This is a genomic window from Rhizobium sp. BIGb0125, from assembly GCF_024810055.1.
In the GTDB taxonomy this organism is placed as follows: Bacteria; Pseudomonadota; Alphaproteobacteria; order Rhizobiales; family Rhizobiaceae; genus Agrobacterium.
In genome coordinates this window covers 196,798-215,616 of record NZ_JANUDV010000007.1, presented here as the reverse complement: position 1 = coordinate 215,616, position 18,819 = coordinate 196,798, and the positions used below count along the sequence as shown (strand labels likewise).

The 18,819-nt window shown below is 54.8% G+C and carries 12 protein-coding genes; 10 read left to right on the top strand and 2 right to left on the bottom strand.

What is annotated here, in order from left to right; genetic code table 11:
* Positions 1 to 6 precede the first annotated feature (6 nt).
* The 3 genes from rbbA (at position 7) to M2418_RS20180 (ending at position 7,083) form a co-directional block, all read left to right on the top strand.
* Positions 7 to 2,817 carry a ribosome-associated ATPase/putative transporter RbbA gene (gene rbbA, locus M2418_RS20190; RefSeq protein WP_259148792.1) on the top strand — a complete coding sequence of 937 codons (2,811 nt, stop codon included), beginning with the start codon at positions 7 to 9 and terminating at the stop codon, positions 2,815 to 2,817.
* A 3-nt stretch (positions 2,818 to 2,820) separates the two neighbouring features.
* Positions 2,821 to 3,933, top strand: a complete 1,113-nt coding sequence (locus tag M2418_RS20185) for an ABC transporter permease (protein WP_259148791.1) — start codon at positions 2,821 to 2,823, stop codon at positions 3,931 to 3,933.
* Positions 3,934 to 4,098: 165 nt separating this feature from the next.
* Positions 4,099 to 7,083 carry an autotransporter domain-containing protein gene (locus M2418_RS20180; protein WP_259148790.1) on the top strand — a complete coding sequence of 995 codons (2,985 nt, stop codon included), beginning with the start codon at positions 4,099 to 4,101 and terminating at the stop codon, positions 7,081 to 7,083.
* Between the two features lie 91 nt (positions 7,084 to 7,174).
* On the opposite strand, the gene M2418_RS20175 is transcribed toward M2418_RS20180, so the two are convergent.
* Complete coding sequence (locus M2418_RS20175; RefSeq protein ID WP_259148789.1) at positions 7,175 to 9,964, bottom strand: bifunctional aconitate hydratase 2/2-methylisocitrate dehydratase; 2,790 nt, start codon at positions 9,962 to 9,964, stop codon at positions 7,175 to 7,177.
* 653 nt (positions 9,965 to 10,617) lie between these two features.
* Between M2418_RS20175 and M2418_RS20170 the strand changes: the two genes are divergently transcribed.
* The 4 genes from M2418_RS20170 to M2418_RS20155 are packed head-to-tail and all read left to right on the top strand — an operon-like array spanning position 10,618 to position 15,231.
* The gene (locus M2418_RS20170; RefSeq protein WP_192489734.1) at positions 10,618 to 11,118 is read left to right on the top strand and encodes a spore coat U domain-containing protein; all 501 of its coding nucleotides are present in this window, start codon (positions 10,618 to 10,620) and stop codon (positions 11,116 to 11,118) included.
* Between the two features lie 21 nt (positions 11,119 to 11,139).
* Positions 11,140 to 11,859 (top strand): molecular chaperone, encoded by a 720-nt coding sequence (locus M2418_RS20165; protein ID WP_259148788.1) that lies wholly within the window; start codon positions 11,140 to 11,142, stop codon positions 11,857 to 11,859.
* Positions 11,831 to 14,275 (top strand): fimbria/pilus outer membrane usher protein, encoded by a 2,445-nt coding sequence (locus tag M2418_RS20160; protein WP_259148787.1) that lies wholly within the window; start codon positions 11,831 to 11,833, stop codon positions 14,273 to 14,275. Before M2418_RS20165 ends, M2418_RS20160 begins: the two co-directional genes overlap by 29 nt.
* Positions 14,272 to 15,231, top strand: a complete 960-nt coding sequence (locus M2418_RS20155) for a spore coat U domain-containing protein (protein WP_250984503.1) — start codon at positions 14,272 to 14,274, stop codon at positions 15,229 to 15,231. The genes M2418_RS20160 and M2418_RS20155 overlap by 4 nt, the downstream gene beginning before the upstream one ends.
* 68 nt (positions 15,232 to 15,299) lie before the next feature.
* On the opposite strand, the gene M2418_RS20150 is transcribed toward M2418_RS20155, so the two are convergent.
* The gene (locus M2418_RS20150) at positions 15,300 to 16,379 is read right to left on the bottom strand and encodes a D-TA family PLP-dependent enzyme (RefSeq protein WP_259148786.1); all 1,080 of its coding nucleotides are present in this window, start codon (positions 16,377 to 16,379) and stop codon (positions 15,300 to 15,302) included.
* A gap of 185 nt (positions 16,380 to 16,564) precedes the next feature.
* Here M2418_RS20150 and M2418_RS20145 point away from each other — a divergent pair, with 185 nt between their 5' ends.
* The 3 genes from M2418_RS20145 to M2418_RS20135 all read left to right on the top strand — a co-directional run bounded on the left by M2418_RS20145 (position 16,565) and on the right by M2418_RS20135 (position 18,815).
* Complete coding sequence (locus M2418_RS20145) at positions 16,565 to 17,407, top strand: transporter substrate-binding domain-containing protein (protein ID WP_192489739.1); 843 nt, start codon at positions 16,565 to 16,567, stop codon at positions 17,405 to 17,407.
* Positions 17,408 to 17,482: 75 nt separating this feature from the next.
* Positions 17,483 to 18,145, top strand: a complete 663-nt coding sequence (locus M2418_RS20140) for an amino acid ABC transporter permease (protein ID WP_259148785.1) — start codon at positions 17,483 to 17,485, stop codon at positions 18,143 to 18,145.
* 4 nt (positions 18,146 to 18,149) lie between these two features.
* On the top strand, positions 18,150 to 18,815 hold the full coding sequence (locus M2418_RS20135; protein ID WP_259148784.1) for an amino acid ABC transporter permease: 666 nt from the start codon (positions 18,150 to 18,152) through the stop codon (positions 18,813 to 18,815).
* Positions 18,816 to 18,819: the final 4 nt, after the last annotated feature.

The window sequence follows — 18,819 nt, the reverse complement described above, 5'->3', positions numbered from 1 at the left end:
GCCGCGATGAACGAGGCTGACACAAACAACAGCACTGCCTCGAGTTCCGCCAAAAGCGGTCAGAACGCTGTGGTACGGCTCCAAAACGTCACTCTCACCTACAAAAAAACGATTGCCCTGAGCGAGGTTTCGCTGGATATCCCGTCAGGCTGCATGGTGGGACTGATCGGCCCTGACGGCGTTGGAAAATCCAGCCTTCTGTCACTCGTTTCCGGCGCACGGGCTGTTCAGAAGGGCAAGGTCGAAGTTCTCGATGGCGACATTTCCGATGCGAAACATCGCAATGCCACCTGCCCCCGCATTGCCTACATGCCGCAGGGACTGGGCAAAAACCTATACCCAACACTTTCTGTTTTCGAGAATGTCGATTTTTTTGGCCGCCTGTTCGGCCAGGACAAACAGGAGCGTGAAACCCGTATTCGCGAACTGCTTGATAGTACCGGTCTTGGCCCTTTTGCTGACCGGCCGGCAGCCAAGCTTTCCGGTGGTATGAAACAGAAACTCGGCCTTTGTTGCGCGCTGATCCACGATCCGGATTTGCTGATCCTCGATGAACCCACGACTGGTGTCGATCCGCTGTCACGGCGGCAGTTCTGGGAACTGATTGACGCGATCCGTGTCGGACGGCCGGGCATGAGCGTTATCGTCGCGACAGCCTATATGGAAGAAGCCGCAGGCTTCGATTGGCTTGTTGCCATGAACGCCGGCAAGGTTCTCGACACTGGCACACCTTCAGAACTGCTTGAACGCACAGGGGCCGCCAATCTTGATGCCGCCTTCATTGCCATGCTGCCAGAGACGGAACGCCGTAATCATGTCGATGTCGTTATTCCGCCTCGAGAAACCGGCGGCACGCAGGAATATGCCATCGAGGCCAGCCATCTGAGCATGCGCTTTGGCAGTTTTACCGCCGTGGACAATGTCAGTTTCCAGATTCCACGCGGCGAAATCTTCGGCTTTCTCGGCTCCAATGGCTGCGGCAAATCAACAACCATGAAAATGTTGACCGGCCTTCTGGCCGCCAGCGAAGGCGAGGCAAAGCTTTTCGGCAACAAGGTCGATGCGAGTGACATGGCGGTGCGCCGCCGTGTCGGTTACATGAGCCAGGCTTTTTCGCTCTACAGCGAATTGACCGTTCGCCAAAACCTTGATTTGCACGCTCGCCTGTTCAAACTGCCTGACGAAACCATTCCGACACGCATTGATGAAATGGCGCAACGGTTCACCTTGCAAGACGTGATGGATACGTTGCCGGACGGGCTGCCGCTTGGCATACGCCAGCGCCTGTCGCTGGCCGTTGCCATGATCCATTCACCAGATGTGCTGATCCTTGACGAACCCACCTCGGGTGTTGATCCAATCGCGCGTGATGCATTCTGGCAAATCCTTGCCGATCTCTCCCGCAAAGACAATGTAACGATCTTCATCTCCACGCATTTCATGAATGAAGCGGAGCGTTGCGACCGCATTTCATTAATGCATGCAGGCAAGGTGTTGATAAGCGACACGCCAGCCGCCATTGCCAAAAGCCGCAATTCTCCCACGCTGGAAGATGCATTCATCGCCTATCTGGAGGAAGCCTCGGGCATCACGGCTTCGGACAAGACCGATAAGGCAAAAACCTCTCAGACGGCTGATATAACCAAACTTGCCGCTGCCAGCCATCCGCAGGCGATGAGCAAGAAACGCTTCTTCGATATCAGGCGCATGTTCAGCTACACGCGGCGCGAAGCACTTGAACTTCAGCGCGATCCCATTCGTGCCACGCTTGCGGTGCTGGGCAGCGTCATCCTGATGTTTGTGATCGGTTACGGCATAAATATGGATGTCGAAGACCTGACATTCGCTGTACTAGACCGGGACGATACCACCATAAGCAGGGATTATGTCCTCGACATTGCCGGATCCCGCTACTTCATCGAAAAAGAGCCCATTCGCGATTATGCCGACATGGACAAGCGGATGCGTGATGGCGAGATAAGTCTGGCCATTGAAATTCCGCCGGGTTTCGGGCGCAAGGTGCAGCGTGGCGATGACGTCGAAATCGGCGCCTGGATCGACGGCGCCATGCCGCAACGGGCGGAAACTGTGAGCGGCTACGTCCAAGGCATGCATGCTGATTGGCTCACCCGAAAGGCAAGACAACTTTACGGCACGGAGGCAACCCGCGGCACATTTTCCATCGAGACACGCTTTCGCTACAACCCTGATGTCAAAAGTCTGGTTGCTATGGTGCCAGCAGTCATTCCGCTTCTGTTGATGCTCATCCCGGCCATGTTGGCAGCCCTCAGCGTGGTGCGAGAAAAGGAACTCGGATCCATCATCAACCTCTATGTGACCCCCGTCACACGGCTGGAATTCCTGTTCGGCAAACAGATCCCCTACGTTGTTCTAGGCGTGATGAATTTCCTGCTGCTGGTTGCCTTTGCGACGCTAGTCTTCCGCGTTCCCTTCACAGGCAGCTTTGTTGCCTACGCGGCAGCGGCCCTTCTTTATGTGATCATTGCGACCTCGATCGGCATTTTCATGTCGACATTCATGTCTAGTCAGATCGCAGCAATCTTCGGAACTGCACTGCTGACACTTATTCCAGCCACGCAATATTCCGGTATGACCGACCCGGTCTCATCCCTTCAGGGTGCGGGTGCCTTCATCGGCGAAATTTACCCCACCACCTATTTTATGACCATCTCACGCGGCGCCTTTTCCAAGGCGCTTGATTTTGCAGGCCTTGCCGGTTCCTTTATCCCCCTGCTGATCGCCATCCCAATCCTTGCGACACTCGGTGCCGTGCTTCTTAAAAAGCAGGAGAGCTGAGCCATGTTTTCATCCAACATCTTTCAGCTCGGTTTAAAGGAATTGCGTGGACTGGCACGCGATCCGATGCTGGTGCTGCTGATCCTCTACGCATTCAGTCTGCAAATCTATACCGGATCAAGCGCCCTGCCCGAAACGCTCAACAATGCCGCAATTGCAATTGTCGATGAGGACCAATCGCCTCTTTCCGGCCGCATCAGCACGGCATTCACGCCGCCCTATTTCGTGCCGCCGAAGCTGATCGACATCAGTGAGATGGATCGCAGAATGGATGCGGGGCTTGATACATTCGCCCTCAACATTCCCCCGGATTTCCAGCGCCATGTGTTGGCAAACCAGCATCCGGCAATCCAGCTGAATGTTGACGCAACACGTATGAGCCAGGCGTTCAGTGGCAGCAGCTACATCCAGTCGATCGTGACGAGTGAGGTCAATGAGTTTCTGGAGCGGTATCGCGGCCAAACCAATGTTCCCGTAGACCTGACGCTTCGGGCACGTTTCAACCCGTCACTCGACAAGTCGTGGTTCGGCTCAATCAATAACATCATTACTTCCATCACCATGTTGTCGATTGTCCTGACGGGCGCTGCATTGATCCGTGAGCGTGAGCACGGGACCGTCGAACATCTACTGGTCATGCCGGTGACACCCACGGAAATCATGCTCAGCAAAATCTGGTCGATGGGCCTGGTGGTGCTGGTTGCTGCAGGTTTTGCCTTGTTTGGGGTGGTCAAAGGGTTGCTTGGCGTACCGATTGAGGGCTCTCCGTTCATCTTCCTGCTGGGAACGGCACTGTTTCTGTTTGCAACGACATCCATGGGGATATTCCTTGCGACCGTCGCGGGCTCGATGCCGCAATTCGGTCTGCTGCTTATTCTGGTACTGTTGCCGCTTCAGGTGCTTTCAGGTGCGATGACACCGCGTGAAAGCATGCCTGACATCATCCAGCACATCATGCTGCTTGCACCCAACACCCATTTCGTCATCCTCGCACAGGCGGTGCTGTTCAGGGGTGCCGGCCTTGATGTTGTGTGGCCGCAGTTGCTTGCCCTGCTGGTTATTGCCGTCATTCTCTTCACTTTGGCATTGCGCCGGTTCCGCAACTTCCTGCGATAAACCAGGCACGTTTTTGAGTGCTTTATCTGGCGTGAAACCCTTGTGAATCAGGGGATCGAGCAAAGCCGCCGCACGTTGACAGTTAAGACTTCATTAACCATGCTTGGTTACGAGTCGTTATCTGCCCGCCGATGGTTGTCGGCGCTCGTTAGCATCGGTCGCTAAATGACACATCAACTGCTTCCGGTATTGGCTCGACGTCTCGGGCTTTTCACAGCATTAGCCTCACTGGCCTTTGTCGTGCCGTCGTTTGCGCAGTCGGTGTGGACCGGTAATAAGGACAATGAATTCAGCAACGGAACGAACTGGACACCTGCTCTGCCGGGCGCAAATGATGCAGCGGCTGTCAACACTGGTTCCCCGCAGGTCACCAATAACGTCACCGTCAATCAGCTTGGTGTAAATGGCGGCGATGTTACCATCACCAATACCGGGACACTTACGGTGACCAGTGGCAGCACGATCAACTCCGGCAGCCTCGGCATCAATGCTGGTGGCGTCGTGAATTCCGATATCGACCTGAATGGCGGCAACCTGTTTATTGATGGAACGCTCAACGGCAAACTGCAATTGAATGCAGGCAACGTTGCGGTAAATGGCAGCCTAGGTAGTGCTGTGGTGGAAGCGACCACTGCACTTTCCAACAGCGGAACTGTGGGCGATGTTTCTGTGTCCTCCGGCGGGACCTTTACCAATAACACAACTGGCACTGCAGGTGCACTCACCAATGCCGGTACGGCGTCGAATGCCGGCACGCTTGGCTCATTGACAAATACGGCAGGCAACTTCACCAACAACAACCTCGGCGTCATCACCGGAAAGACGATAATCTCCGGCGGAACGGTGACCAACAATTTCCAGATGACAGATGCAGATGTCGCCGCGGCAGCAGATTTCGTCAACAACAACGGCGCAACGGCTGGCAACATCAGAAACTCCGGCACAGTCTCCAATGCCGGTACCATCGCATCCCTGCAAAACGATGCGGGAAGTTTCGCCAACAACTTCGGCGGTGCTGTCTCTGGCACAACAACCGTGGCCGGAGGCACTGTCACCAACAATGCAGAGATGAATGCCGTGAGTGTTGGGGCTGGTGGCATCTTTACCAACACAACGGATGGCACGGCCGGTGCCGTTACTAATGCCGGCAACAGTTCAAATGCCGGCGAAATCGCCTCGCTGACCAACACGGCCGGAGACTTCGTCAACAATGCCGGTGGCACAATCACTGGACAGACCACCATTACTGGCGGGACAGTCACCAACAATTTCGAGATAACCGACGCCGACGTTGCAGCCGCTGCAGCCTTCATCAACAACTCGGACGGCATCGCGGGTCATATCAGAAATTCCGGCACGGTGACCAATGCCGGAACCATCGCATCCCTTCAAAATGACGCTGGCTCTTTCACCAACAATAGTGGTGGCGAGGTTACGGGCGCAACGACAATCAATGGCGGCACGGTCGTCAACAATGCAACGCTTGCTTCCGTCGAGATCAGCAATCAGGGCACATTTACCAATAACAGCGGTGCAACGACAGGCGCGGTCACCAATTCCGGCACTGCGTCGAATGACGGTACAGTTGCGTCATTGACCAACAGTGGTGGTTCCTTCTCAAACACCGGCATTATCAGTGGTGCGGCGAGCGTCAGCGGCGGTGAATTCATCAATGAAGGAACAGTCACCGGAACGATTGATGTTTTTGACGGCGGCTTGCTGTCCGGCAGCGGTGTCTCCGGCGGATTGGTGATCAATGCCGGTGGCATTCTGTCCCCCGGTCCTGGCCTGCAAACCGTTTCCGTAAATGGTGACCTGACCTTCCGCATCGGATCGACCTACCAGGTGGATATTACCTCAACCGGTTTGTCGGATCAGGTCAACGCCATCGGCACAATCGATATCGAAGGTGGTACGCTCGATATTCGTGCAGCAAGCAACACCTATGGCCTGTCCACGGCCTACACGATCCTGTCGGCCGGCAGCATTACCGGTAATTTCGACACCATCGCCAGCGACTTTGCGTTTCTTTCCCCGACACTGACCTACAATCCCACCACAGTGGATCTCAGACTTGATCGCAATACTGTGCGTTTTGCTGATGTTGCCCTGACACAAAATGAACGCGTAACCGCAGCAGCCGTTGAGAGTCTGGGATCGACAAATGCACTGTTCATGGCGGTGTTGCCTCTCAATATAGAAACCGCCGAGACCGCCTTTTCACAGCTTAACGGCGAGGTTCACGCATCTCTCAAAAGCGCATTCCTCTGGGAAAGCCAATTTCCCCGTGACGCGATCATGGATCAGATGAACCCGCTGATCGCCAGACCCTGGGCAGATCAGGAAGAGCTGTCGTTTTGGACAACCGGCATATTTGCCCAAGGTAATTTTTCTGAAAATGGTGTAGCCAGCGGTCTTGATACCCGTGTCGCGGGCTCGCTCATCGGCGCTGATTTTTCCATTTCAGAACGATGGCGTCTCGGCGGCATTCTCGGATACAGCTCTCTTTCCGCAGGTTCTGAGGCCACTGCGGACAGTTATCATGCAGGCCTATATGCTGCCGGTGACTTCGGCCCTCTTGATATACTCGGCGGCGCCATCTACTCGCGCAACGATATCTCGACCAAACGTGATATCGCATTCGGCTCCTTTACCGACCGGCTGACGGCCGATTATGGCAGCGATACTCTTCAGGCCTTTGGCGACATTTCCTGGACGCTGCAACTGGATGATGTCAAGTTGCAGCCCTTCGCCAATCTTGCCTATATCAATCTCAATACGGATAATTTCCGTGAAGATGGCGGTGTCGCAGCCTTGTCTGTTGCCGGCGGCTCCAACAACCTGACCGTCTCCACCATAGGCATGCGCTGGGCTGCCAACCTGCCAACTGATATGCCGGTGATAGTATCCGGCATGCTGGGCTGGCGCCACGCAATCGGTGATCTTTCGCCCACCTCATTTTTCGCATTTGAGGGTGGCTCACCTTTCATTCTGGAAGGCGTGACCATGCCGCGGGATTCACTGTTGGTAAAAGCTGGCATTACCGCCAGACTTTCCAAATCCGCACGTTTGACACTGAGTTATGCTGGCGAGTTTGCCAGTGGTTTCCAGTCCAATGCGGCCCATGCCAACCTGCAGGTCAATTTCTAGCGTCGACAATAGTTGTCCGGCAAACATCCGCACAAAAGAACAGTGCCCCGAAGTTCTTCAACTTCGGGGCACTGCGTTTCAGGTCAAAATCTTAGTAGTGAACCGACAGGCTATCGATCGGTGTGGTCTTTGGCGGCGCGAACTTGGTCAGGTCGATGCCGTCAACCGCACTGCGGTACTCTTCAATGCTTGGCGTGCGACCAAGAATTGCCGACAGCACCACGACCGGGGTCGACGCCAGAAGCGATTCACCCTTCTTCTCCGAGGTGTCTTCTACAACGCGGCCTTGGAACAGGCGGGTCGAGGTTGCGAGAACCGTGTCACCCTTTTCAGCCTTTTCCTGGTTGCCCATGCAAAGGTTGCAGCCTGGACGCTCAAGATAGAGAATGTTCTCGTACTCGGTACGGTTGGCAGTCTTTGGCTTCAGGTCATCAAATTCGAAGCCGGAATACTTCTGCAGGATTTCCCAATCCCCTTCAGCCTTCAACTCGTCAATGATGTTGTAGGTCGGTGCTGCAACCACCAGAGGTGCCTTGAACTCAACCTTGCCTGCAGTTTTTTCGATGTTCTTCAACATCTGGGCAACAATCTTGATGTCGCCCTTATGCACCATGCATGAACCAACGAATCCAAGGTCAACCTTCTTGGTGCCGCCGTAGTAAGAAACCGGGCGGATCGTGTCGTGCGTATAGCGACGGGAAACGTCTGTATTGTTGACGTCAGGGTCAGCGATCATTGGCTCGTTGATGATGTCGAGATCCACGACGACTTCTGCGAAGTACTTTGCGTTGGCATCCGGGCTCAGAGCAGGCTTTTCACCCGAACGGATTTCGGCAATGCGCTGATCCGCCTTGGCAATCAGGCCCTTCAGCGTACCAACAGCATTGTCCATGCCCTTGTCGATCATGATCTGGATACGCGACTTGGCAATTTCCAGCGACTCGATCAGGGTCTCGTCCTGCGAGATACAGATCGACGCCTTGGCCTTCATTTCAGCCGTCCAGTCGGTGAATGTGAAGGCCTGGTCAGCGAGAAGCGTACCGAGGTGAACTTCAATGATGCGGCCCTGGAAGACGTTGTCGCCATGCTGCTTGAGCATCTGCGCCTGTGTGGCATGAACAACGTCGCGGAAGTCCATGTACGGTTGCATCGTGCCCTTGAAGGTCACCTTGACCGACTGCGGGATTGGCATTGTTGCCTCACCGGTGGCCAGTGCCAGCGCCACGGTGCCAGAGTCTGCACCAAACGCAACGCCCTTGGACATGCGGGTGTGGCTGTCGCCGCCGATGATGATTGCCCAGTCATCCACGGTGATGTCGTTCAACACCTTGTGGATGACGTCGGTCATCGAGTGGTAAGCGCCCTTCGGGTCACGCGCAGTGATAACGCCGAAGTTGTTCATGAAGGACATCAGCTTTGGAATATTGGCCTGTGCCTTTTTGTCCCAAACGGAAGCCGTATGGCAACCGGACTGATAAGCACCGTCAACCAGCGGCGAAATGACGGTTGCCGCCATCGCCTCAAGTTCCTGCGCAGTCATCAGACCGGTGGTGTCCTGCGAACCAACAATATTTACAATTACACGGACGTCGGAGCCAGCATGCAATACCTTGCCTGGCGTCACGCCAACAGCGTTGCGGTTGAAGATCTTTTCAACAGCTGTCAGGCCCTGGCCTTCGATTGAAATTTCCTTGTTTGGCGCAAAGACCGCAGTCGGCTCAACGCCGAGGGTCTGGGCGGCAAATGTCTGGAGCTTCTTGCCGAAAACGATAGCGTAGGAGCTACCAGCCTTCATGAATTCCATCTTCTGCGGTGTGAAGGCCGCAGCAACATCAACCAATTCGTTGCCATTTTCATCACGAAGTTTTTTACCCTTCGCGTCGATTTTCAAAACAGTGCCGGTTTCTACCGAAAACTGCTGTTCCAGGATCGGGTTGCCATCATTGTTGAGGATCGGCTTGCCATCGTCACCGGTCTTTTTGGTCCAGTTCTTCAGGTTGATACCGATGCCGCCGGTCACGTCGACAGTGGTCGCGAAGATCGGCGAGATACCGTTGGTGCCCGCAACGATTGGCGCGAAGTTGACGAAAGGCACATAAGGGCTGGCCTGCTTGCCGGTCCACAGCGCAACGTTGTTTACGCCGGACATACGCGACGAACCCACGCCCATCGTACCCTTTTCGGCGATCATCATAACCCGCTTGTCAGGATGCTGCTTCTGCAGCGCAACGATCTCCGCCTGTGCTTCAGGCGTGATCATACACTGACCATGCAACTGGCGGTCGGAACGCGAATGCGCCTGGTTACCCGGCGACAGAAGGTCAGTCGAAATGTCGCCTTCAGCTGCGATGAAGGTCACAACCTTGATTTCGTCTTCGACGTCAGGAAGCTTGGTGAAGAATTCAGCCTTGGCATAGCTTTCGAGAACGCTCTTCGCGACGGCATTGCCAGCCTTGTAGGCATCACGCAGACGGAACATGTCGGCATCGTAAAGGAAGACCTGGGTCTTCAACACATCACCGGCCTTGGTTGCGATTGCAGCATCGTCACCGAGCGCGATATCGAGCAGAACCTTGACCGAAGGACCACCCTTCATGTGCGATAGGAGTTCGAGAGCAAACGTTGGCGTAATCTCGGGTACGACCGCTTCGCCAAGGATGATTTCCTTCAGGAACGCGGCTTTGACACCTGCAGCACTGGTGGTGCCTGGCAGCGTGTTGTAGATGAAGAATTTGAGGGCATCGGCGCGGTGTTCGCTTCCTGCATCCTTGATCAGCGCAATGATCTCACCGACGAGAGCTCCGTCATCAATCGGTTTGGGAGCGAGCCCTTGAGTTTCTCTGCTTTTGATCTCAGCCAGGTAATCCAAATAAAGGTTCATCGTAATCCCAACGTCATAATGTGTATGGCGCTGAAACGCAGCGCCACCAAACGGTATTGTTAATCGGCCCAAGGGTCGTGCAGGTTTCGAGTACGTCAACAAAGGCCGACTTGCAAGATACTGCATTTCAGTAAAAAAATATTACTTCAGTTTCAGCGAAAAGCTTTGAAAAACCGCGCTGCGCAGGGTGGTTAAGCCGCAAACCTCTAAATGCTTAAATTCGTGCCGATTGATGCCAGCGATATAACGGAAACGGGCGCTTATCGAGGCGGGGTCCGAGAACTGTCATCAAGGAAATCTAAACCTGATACAGCGCCTCTTCAGTTGGCAAATTTGACGCCTGGTAAAGACATAATCGCAAAGGCCGCAAAAACAGTTGGCAGATGTGGCTGCCAGTTGCCGGGCAGACAATTTCCGAAGAAGCTAATTAATACATTGATAATAAACAATTTTACCCCGCAAAATCCACCAAATTCTCGATAAGTAATTGTACTACATATTCAATTTCGCCCGGTAGTTATTCGGGTTCGAAAATTAAGAATTTGTTAACCCAATCTAAGTGAACATTAGCAAGTTCTTATTACTCGTTATTGGAGTATTCGTTCATTGCCAGGCGCCGGCCAAATTGCGGTGCAATGGCACAGGGAGAGAGCATGAAGTTCGCACCAATACGCTATTTTGTTCCGTTTGTTTCACTGATGTTTCTGCCAGCCGTCGCCTTTGCGCAGACGTCTACATCGACGAACTTCACGGTGCAGATCACCATTCAGGCAGCCTGCCAGATTAACTCTGCCGCCAATCTCAATTTTGGCACCAACGGTGTCCTCGCGGCCAATGTAGATGCAACCAGCCAGATTATCGTGCAATGCACGACGGGCACGCCATTTAGTCTAGGTCTAAGTGCGGGCGCTGGGACTGGCGCAACAGTTACGACCCGTTTAATGACCGGCCCCGCGTCGGCCACAATCGCTTACAGCCTCTACAGAGATGCCGCACACTCACTTGTTTGGGGCAACACGGTAGGCACGGACAGGTTAACCGGGACAGGAACCGGCGCAGCACAGCCTTTTACTGTCTATGGGCGTGTTGGGCCCCAAAACACCCCTGCTCCTGGCACTTACACGGATACCGTGACGGCCACACTCACTTATTGATCGCCAAAGGGAGGATCGCATATGCGTCTTTTTACTTTAGCGGCTGCGTTACTTGCCGGTTTGTATGTTTCACCTTCTCACGCAACCTCGTTACGGGTCTCACCCGTTATTTTGGATCTCAGAGCACCAGCGGCGACGTCCAATCTGCGCATCCGCAATGATGCCAAAACAGCGATCAATGTTCAGGTCCGGATTTTCCGCTGGACCCAGCAAAACGGCTCGGATGTCTTAACGGCGGTAGACGATGTTGTTGCAAGCCCACCGATCACACAACTCAAACCCGGGGCGGAAAATCTCGTCCGCATCGTGCGGCTCTCCAAGGCGCCTGTGAAGGCTGAAGAGAGCTACCGCGTCATGGTCGATGAATTGCCAACACAGGGTAAACTTCGATCCGGCACCATCAATCTCGTTGTCCGCCATTCTATCCCGGTCTTTTTCTCGAAAGACGATGCCAGCGAGGCCCAGCCAACATGGTCTGTAACACCCAAGGGCAATGGCTACCAGGTTACCGTCTCCAATAAAGGCTCCAAGCGCCTGCGCATCGCCAATATCAGGCTGCTCAATGGAAGTGGTCAAGCGGTGGCCCAGCAACAGGGACTTGTCGGTTATGTACTCGGAAAATCCGGTGCAACCTGGCTGGTGCCGGCAGCGGGCGGCAAGCGAGGCGGCGGCACACTGAAAATTTCCGCAGATAGCGAAAGCGGCCCTGTCAATGCGACGGCGCGCGTTAAGGGCGGTTAGCCTTGCCGTTTTGACGATTGCAGGTTTGACGATCATTTCATCGCGCAGTTTTTCCCAGGATCAGGATTTACCTCCTGACGCCTCACCCCCCTCTGTTGCCGCCGAGGAGGTGAGAGAGTTACAACTTGAAGCCTATATCAACGATGTTTCAACAGAACTGATCGCCACCTTTCGTCAAAACAGCACCGGCTCACTCCTGATTGAGCCGGTTCAATTGAGAAATGTCGGAATTATCCCGGTTGAAACTGCTGTCGGTGCCGATGGTTGGGTTGATATCGCCAAGCTGCCGGATGTCAGCTGGCGTTACGACGAAAGCAACCAGTCCATCTATTTTTCGCTTTCGACGGAAGCCCGCGCCAGCAAGGTCATCGACGCCTCCGGCCAAACCGATACGCAAGAGGACGAAGAAAAAAAAGAACGGGCCACGAGCGATCTGGGAGGTTTGGTGAATTACACGATCTACGGATCATCCGGCGGTAAAAGCTGGTCGGACATTGTCGAATATAACGGCGTCTCGGCCTTGCTGGAAAGCCGTGTTTTTGGCCCACTCGGTGTCTTGTCATCCTCCCAGGTCCTGAGCACCTCAAAGATCGAGCAGTTTGACAGCAAACGCCTCGACACCACTTGGAGCTATTCCGATGAAGATAATTTGACGACTTATAGAGCAGGCGACCTGATCACAGGCGGGCTGACATGGACACGCCCGATGCGGATGGGTGGAATACAGATACGTCGCAACTTCGATCTGCGTCCGGATATTGTCACGATGCCAATGCCTGATTTTTCCGGCTCTGCTGCGGTGCCTTCTACCGTTGATGTCTATGTCGACAATATCAGACGTATCTCGCAGGAGGTGCCCGAAGGCCCATTTTCCATTACAAACCTTCCCGTGGTCAGCGGTGCCGGCAATGCACGGCTGGTGGTGCGCGATGCGCTGGGACGAGAGACCGTGTCGGAAACGCCGTTTTTTGCATCGGCAGATTTGCTGGCACCCGGCCTCATCGACTTTTCCGCCGAACTTGGTTTTGCCCGCAACAATTACGGCATCTCCTCATTTGACTATGACGAAAATTTTCTCGGCTCCGCGACCGTACGGTACGGCTTGACCAACAAGTTGACCGTAGAAGGCCATGCCGAAGGCGGCGAGGAATTTTATAATGTCGGGCTTGGTGGTGTTTTCACACTCGGCGCATTCGGATTGGGCACAGTTTCGGGTGCCACCAGCCACTTCCGGGAAGACAGTGGCTATCAGCTATCGGCAAGCGTCGAAGCAGAATTGTTGGGAATGCAGGTTTTTGCGCGCTCGCAGCGGGCGTTCGGCGATTTTCATGACATGGCATCCGTCGCGGCAACCAGATCGAAAAATGCAACGGCTTTGAACTTGGTGAACGCCCGCCCGGCGCGTTCGCTTGATCAGATTTCCCTCTCCACCCAACTCAGCTTCGATGAAGCAAGTCTCAACTTTTCCTACACGCAGCTGGAAACTTTCGATGAAAGAAAGTCCCGGCTGCTCGGCCTTTCTGTCACACGGCCTATCGGCGAAACCGGCAACGTCTTTGTCACCGCCTACAAGGATTTGGCGGATAAAAAGTCCTATGGAATTTTTGCCGGTCTTTCCTGGACATTCGGCGGTGGCATTTCTACCGCTGCAGGCTTCTCGTCCAGCGCCGATGGTTATTCCGTCACGGCGGATGCGGTCAAATCCGAGCAGCAGACCGAGGGCAGTTATGGATGGCGATTGCGCGGCTCACGCGGCAACAATGATATCATTTCGGCCTCGGCCAGTTATCGCGGCAGCGCTGCACGGGTTGCAGCCGGTGTCGATCAATTCAACGGCAGCACCCAAGGCCACGTACAACTGGATGGATCGGTTGCCTTGGCTGGTGGTGACGTCTTCTTTGGCAACCGTATCGATGATGCCTTCGCCGTCGTTGATGCCGGCGCGCCGGGTGTCGAGATTTCGCTGGAAAACCGCCCCATCGGCCAAACCAACCGCCGCGGCAAGATCTTGCTTCCGAACTTGCGGTCTTATGATGCTAACATGATCACGCTCGACCCGGCCAACCTGCCAATCGATGCGCGAATTGACCGAACCAAACAGACGGTGATTCCGACGGAAGGCGGCGGTTCCGTCGTTGATTTCAAAGTGGAGACCGGCGGTCACGTCGCGCTGGTGACATTGAAATCAGAAAGCGGAGATGTCATCGAAACAGGGTCTTCCGGCACCATCGATGGCAATGACGAAAGTAGTTTTGTGGTCGGCTACGACGGACAGGCCTATCTCGAAAACGTCTCGAACAAGCACCGACTTCTTATTCATCAGCCGACCAAAGGCGACTGCGAGGCGCAGATCGTTATTGGATCGACCACGGAGACCCGTGCAACCCTTGAAGCGACATGCAGGAGCGTTCAATGATGATGCTGACCCGTGCAGGCCTTGCCATCGCAGCTTTTCTTTGCGCCGCACCGGTGCTGGCGCAAACATGCAGCTTCAGTATGACGGATATGAATTTCGGTTTCGTCAATCTGGCAAGCGGCGCGGCCGTGGATACAACGGCCACATTAAATGTGACCTGCACCAACCCGTTGGCACTAGGCCTGTCGGTGCGCATCTGCCCCAATATCAACGCAGGCAGTGGCGGCCAATCCGGCGGCATCCGCCGCATGCTTCAGGGCAGCAACATACTCAATTATCAACTGTATCAAAATGCCGGAAGAACAACACCTTGGGGTTCCACCACACAAACGGCACTGGGTTCGCCACCGCCTATCGACCTGTTGCTACCCATTCTGCCGCCACTGCTTGGCAGCACCAGCCGCACCGTCTACGGCAGAATTTTAGCCAGTCAGGCATCTGCTGCGCGCGGTATCTATCTCTCGAGTTTCGCTGGCGCGCAAACCAGCTTCACCTATACGACCTATACGTTGCTGGCACCGAATTGCTCTGACGTTACTCAGAATCCAACACTGGTCCCGTTTAACGTAACGGCGGCTGTGGAACCGGCGTGCCTTGTGTCGGCGCAGTCGATCAACTTCGGCAACCATGGCGTTCTCAATAGTGCAGTCGATGCAAACGGGGCGATCACACTGACCTGTACTGCGAACCTTGCCTACAGCATTGCCCTCAATGGCGGATTGAGCAATAGCCCGCCTGCTGCGCGGCAGATGGTCTTGGGAAGCTCATCGGTTATTTACGGGCTCTACAGGGACGCCGCTCGATCCAGTGTCTGGGGCAGTGCCGCTGGACAGGTGGTCACCGGCACAGGAACCGGGACATCACAGAGCGTAACCGTCTACGGTCGCGTTCCGGCACAAAACACGCCGACGCCGGGGCAATATAATGACACGGTTGTTGTGACGGTCAGCTATTAGCCGATGGCCACCGTATCAAAAGCCTCCTGCCACGCATAAGCGGCAAGAGGCTTTCAACTCAACCAGCATCAGACAATCTTGCCACGGGCGGCAACAGGCCATTTCTCAACGCCGGACACACCAGCGCCGGTTACGAAAACAGCATCCACCATGTTCGTTACCACGCAAACGTGGTTCGGCACGATTTGCAGGCGATCGCCGACATTCAGACCGATGGAACCGGTACTGACAAGACGACCATGTTCCTCGGACAACTGATCAATTGTGATGTCATCACGACCGAGCACATGACCATAGCCTGTCAGCCCAAGAAGGTCAGATGTTAGCGTCTTGGAACCAGCATCGATGATCGCACGGTTTGGTGCTGGCACAGAAACAACCGTCGCAAGCACCGTCAGGGCGCAATTATCCCACGTCGTCACGCCGCGTGATACGAGCGAGCGGTCATTATAGATATAGGTTCCCGGACGATACTCTGTCGTGACAGGCGCCTCGGCAGCATGCATCATCGACGGCGTGCCGCCCGATGTGATCACCGGAACAGCGATGCCCTGCGCCTCGATAAGCGACTTCGCTTCTCCCATAAAGCGCTCCACCGATACCTCCCCACCAGCGGGCGGATAGGTCATCAGACCGCCAAACACGAGCCCCGGCGCCGCATCAATATAGGCTGCAAGTTTCAGAGCCGCATCAGGCGCCGGAACACCACAACGGTTGGCACCGGTGTCGCATTCCACCAGAACGGCAAGCGGCTGCGCCTCACCAGCGAACGTCGCAGACAGCCCATCCACAATCTCTGCGCTATCAGCAACAACCGATAGCTTTACCTTTCTGGCAAGCGCCTTCAAGTGCTCCAGCTTTTCGCTGCCGATGATGTTGTAGGTGATCAGCACATCGGTGATTGCGTCGCTGCCTGCAACCATCGCCTCTGCTTCCGACACTTTCTGGCAGGTGATACCAATTGCTCCGGCAGCAAGTTGCATCTCTGCCAATGCAGGCAATTTGTGTGTCTTGATATGCGGTCTTACCCGCAATCCATTTTGATCAGCATAGCTCTGAAAACGCTCGACATTCGCCTTTGCGATATCAAGGTCAACGAGGATTGCGGGCGTGTTGGTTACGTCAATGTCGCTGGTCGAGAAGGGCATAAATTCCTCTGTCTTCGCAAGTACGGAGCTGCCGCAAAATACATCACTTTGCGGCGCCGCACCAATTATCACCTACACCTATTGACAATACATCCCCCATGATACTTGATATGTCAATCCAATAAAACAGACACGTGTCCATTATATTGGAATAAAAGGAAACGTTCAGTTCATAGGGGAACGCCATGACCATTTCTTTCCGCACCGGCATCATGTCTCTGGTTGCCGCCACATTCCTTTCCACCACTCCGGTTCTTGCCGACGGCAGCAAACTCGATGAAGTTCTTGCACGCGGCCATCTTGTGCTCGGCACAGGCAGCACCAATGCGCCATGGCACTTCAAGAGCGCCGACGACAAGCTGCAGGGTTTTGACGTTGATATGGGCCGCATCGTTGCCAAGGCGCTGTTTGGCGATCCAGACAAGATTGAATACGTCAACCAGTCGTCTGACGCCCGTATTCCAAACATCACCACCAACAAGGTTGACCTGACCTGCCAGTTCATGACGGTAACAGGCGAACGCGCGCAGCAGATCGCCTTCACCATTCCTTATTACCGTGAAGGCGTAGGCCTGATGCTCAAGGCAGACGGCAAATATGCTGATTATGAAGCTCTGAAGGCCGCTGGTTCGTCCGTGACCATCTCGGTTCTGCAGAATGTGTACGCTGAAGCCATGGTTCATGCCGCTCTGCCGGATGCGAAGGTTGACCAGTACGAATCCGTTGACCTGATCTATCAGGCTCTGGAATCCGGCCGCTCCGACGCTGCCGCAACCGACCAGTCGTCACTTGCCTGGTACATGACCCAGAACCAGGGCCGCTACAAGGATGCTGGTTACGGCTGGAACCCACAGACCTATGCTTGCGGCGTCAAGCGTGGCGACCAGGACTGGCTGAACTTCGTCAACACCGCCCTGCATGAAGCCATGACCGGCGTCGAGTTCGATTTCTATGCGAACTCGTACAAGACTTGGTTCGGTAAGGAACTTGCACCGCCACAGATCGGCTTCCCGGTCGAATACAAATAAGCTCACCGGCTTGTCTCATATGGACGGAGGGCACAGCCCTTCGTCCCGCTCACTCTACTATGGCAGGATGACGCCATGGGCTACACGCTCAATTTTGCCGCCGTCTGGCGCAGTTTCGACCAGCTTCTCGAAGGTCTGTTACTCAGTCTTGGCCTTGCTTTTGTTGCCATTCTGATCGGTGCGCTAATCGGTCTGCTTGTCGCTTTCGCGCTGATCTCTAAGAATGTCTGGATCAAGGCTCCGGCTGCGACCTATGTCACTATCATTCGCAACCTGCCGATCCTCGTGCTGGTGCTGTTTGCCTATTTCGCATTACCGCAACTTGGCGTGCGGCTTGGCAAGATCGAAAGTTTTGTCGCCGTTCTAGCGATCTATTCCGGTGCCTATCTGGCCGAAGTGTTTCGGGCCGGCTTGTTGTCGATCCCGCGCGGTTTGACCGAAGCAGGTCTCGCCATCGGCCTGACGCCGATGCAGATCCGCATGTCGATCATCGCACCGCTGATGTTCCGCAATGTGCTGCCATCGCTGTCCTCTACGATCATTTCACTGTTCAAGGACACATCACTTGCTGCGGCTATCGCCGTGCCGGAACTGACCTTCGAAGCACGCAAGATCAATGTCGAGACGTTTCGTATCGTCGAAACCTGGATCGTCGCATCAGGTCTCTACGTCACCACCTGTTTTGTGCTCGCCGCGCTGATGCGTTTTGTCGAGCGCCGTCTGGCCGTTCCGAGGTGATGTCATGATGGATTTCCCCGCTTTTTTTGATCAGGTCTGGCTGGCGCGTTACGTCATCCTCAAAGGCCTCGGCGTCACGGTATCGATCTCGCTTCTGTCGATCCTCGCAGGCTCAGTACTCGGTGTGTTCGTTGGCCTGTCCCTCGTTTACGGCAATCGTGTGCTGCGCTTCTTTGTCCGCGCCTACACTGACTTCATCCGTGGCACACCGGTTCTCGTACTGGTTCTTGCAAGCTATTACGTGCTGTCAGCTGTCGGCATCGAACTTGGACCGTTTCAGGCGGGCGTGTTTGCCCTCGCCATCTTTTGTTCCTCGCATGTCGGCGAAATCGTCCGTGGTGGCCTGCAGGCCATTCCCAACGGACAGACCGAGGCCGCCAAGGCAATCGGCCTGTCCTTCAGCCAGACCTTTGCCTATGTGCTGTGGCCACAGGCGTTGCGGCAGTTCCTGCCGGCCTGGGTCAATACGGCAGCGGAGATGGTCAAGGCATCGACCCTGCTTTCAGTGATTGGCGTTGCCGAGCTTTTGCTGCGCACGCAAGAGATCATCTCCCGCAATTTCATGAGCCTGCAGTTCTATTTCTTCGCCGGGCTTCTCTACTTCGTCATCAACTACAGCATCGAGCGTTTTGGCAAATACGTCGAACGCAAGACGGCTGTCCCGTCCTGAGGCC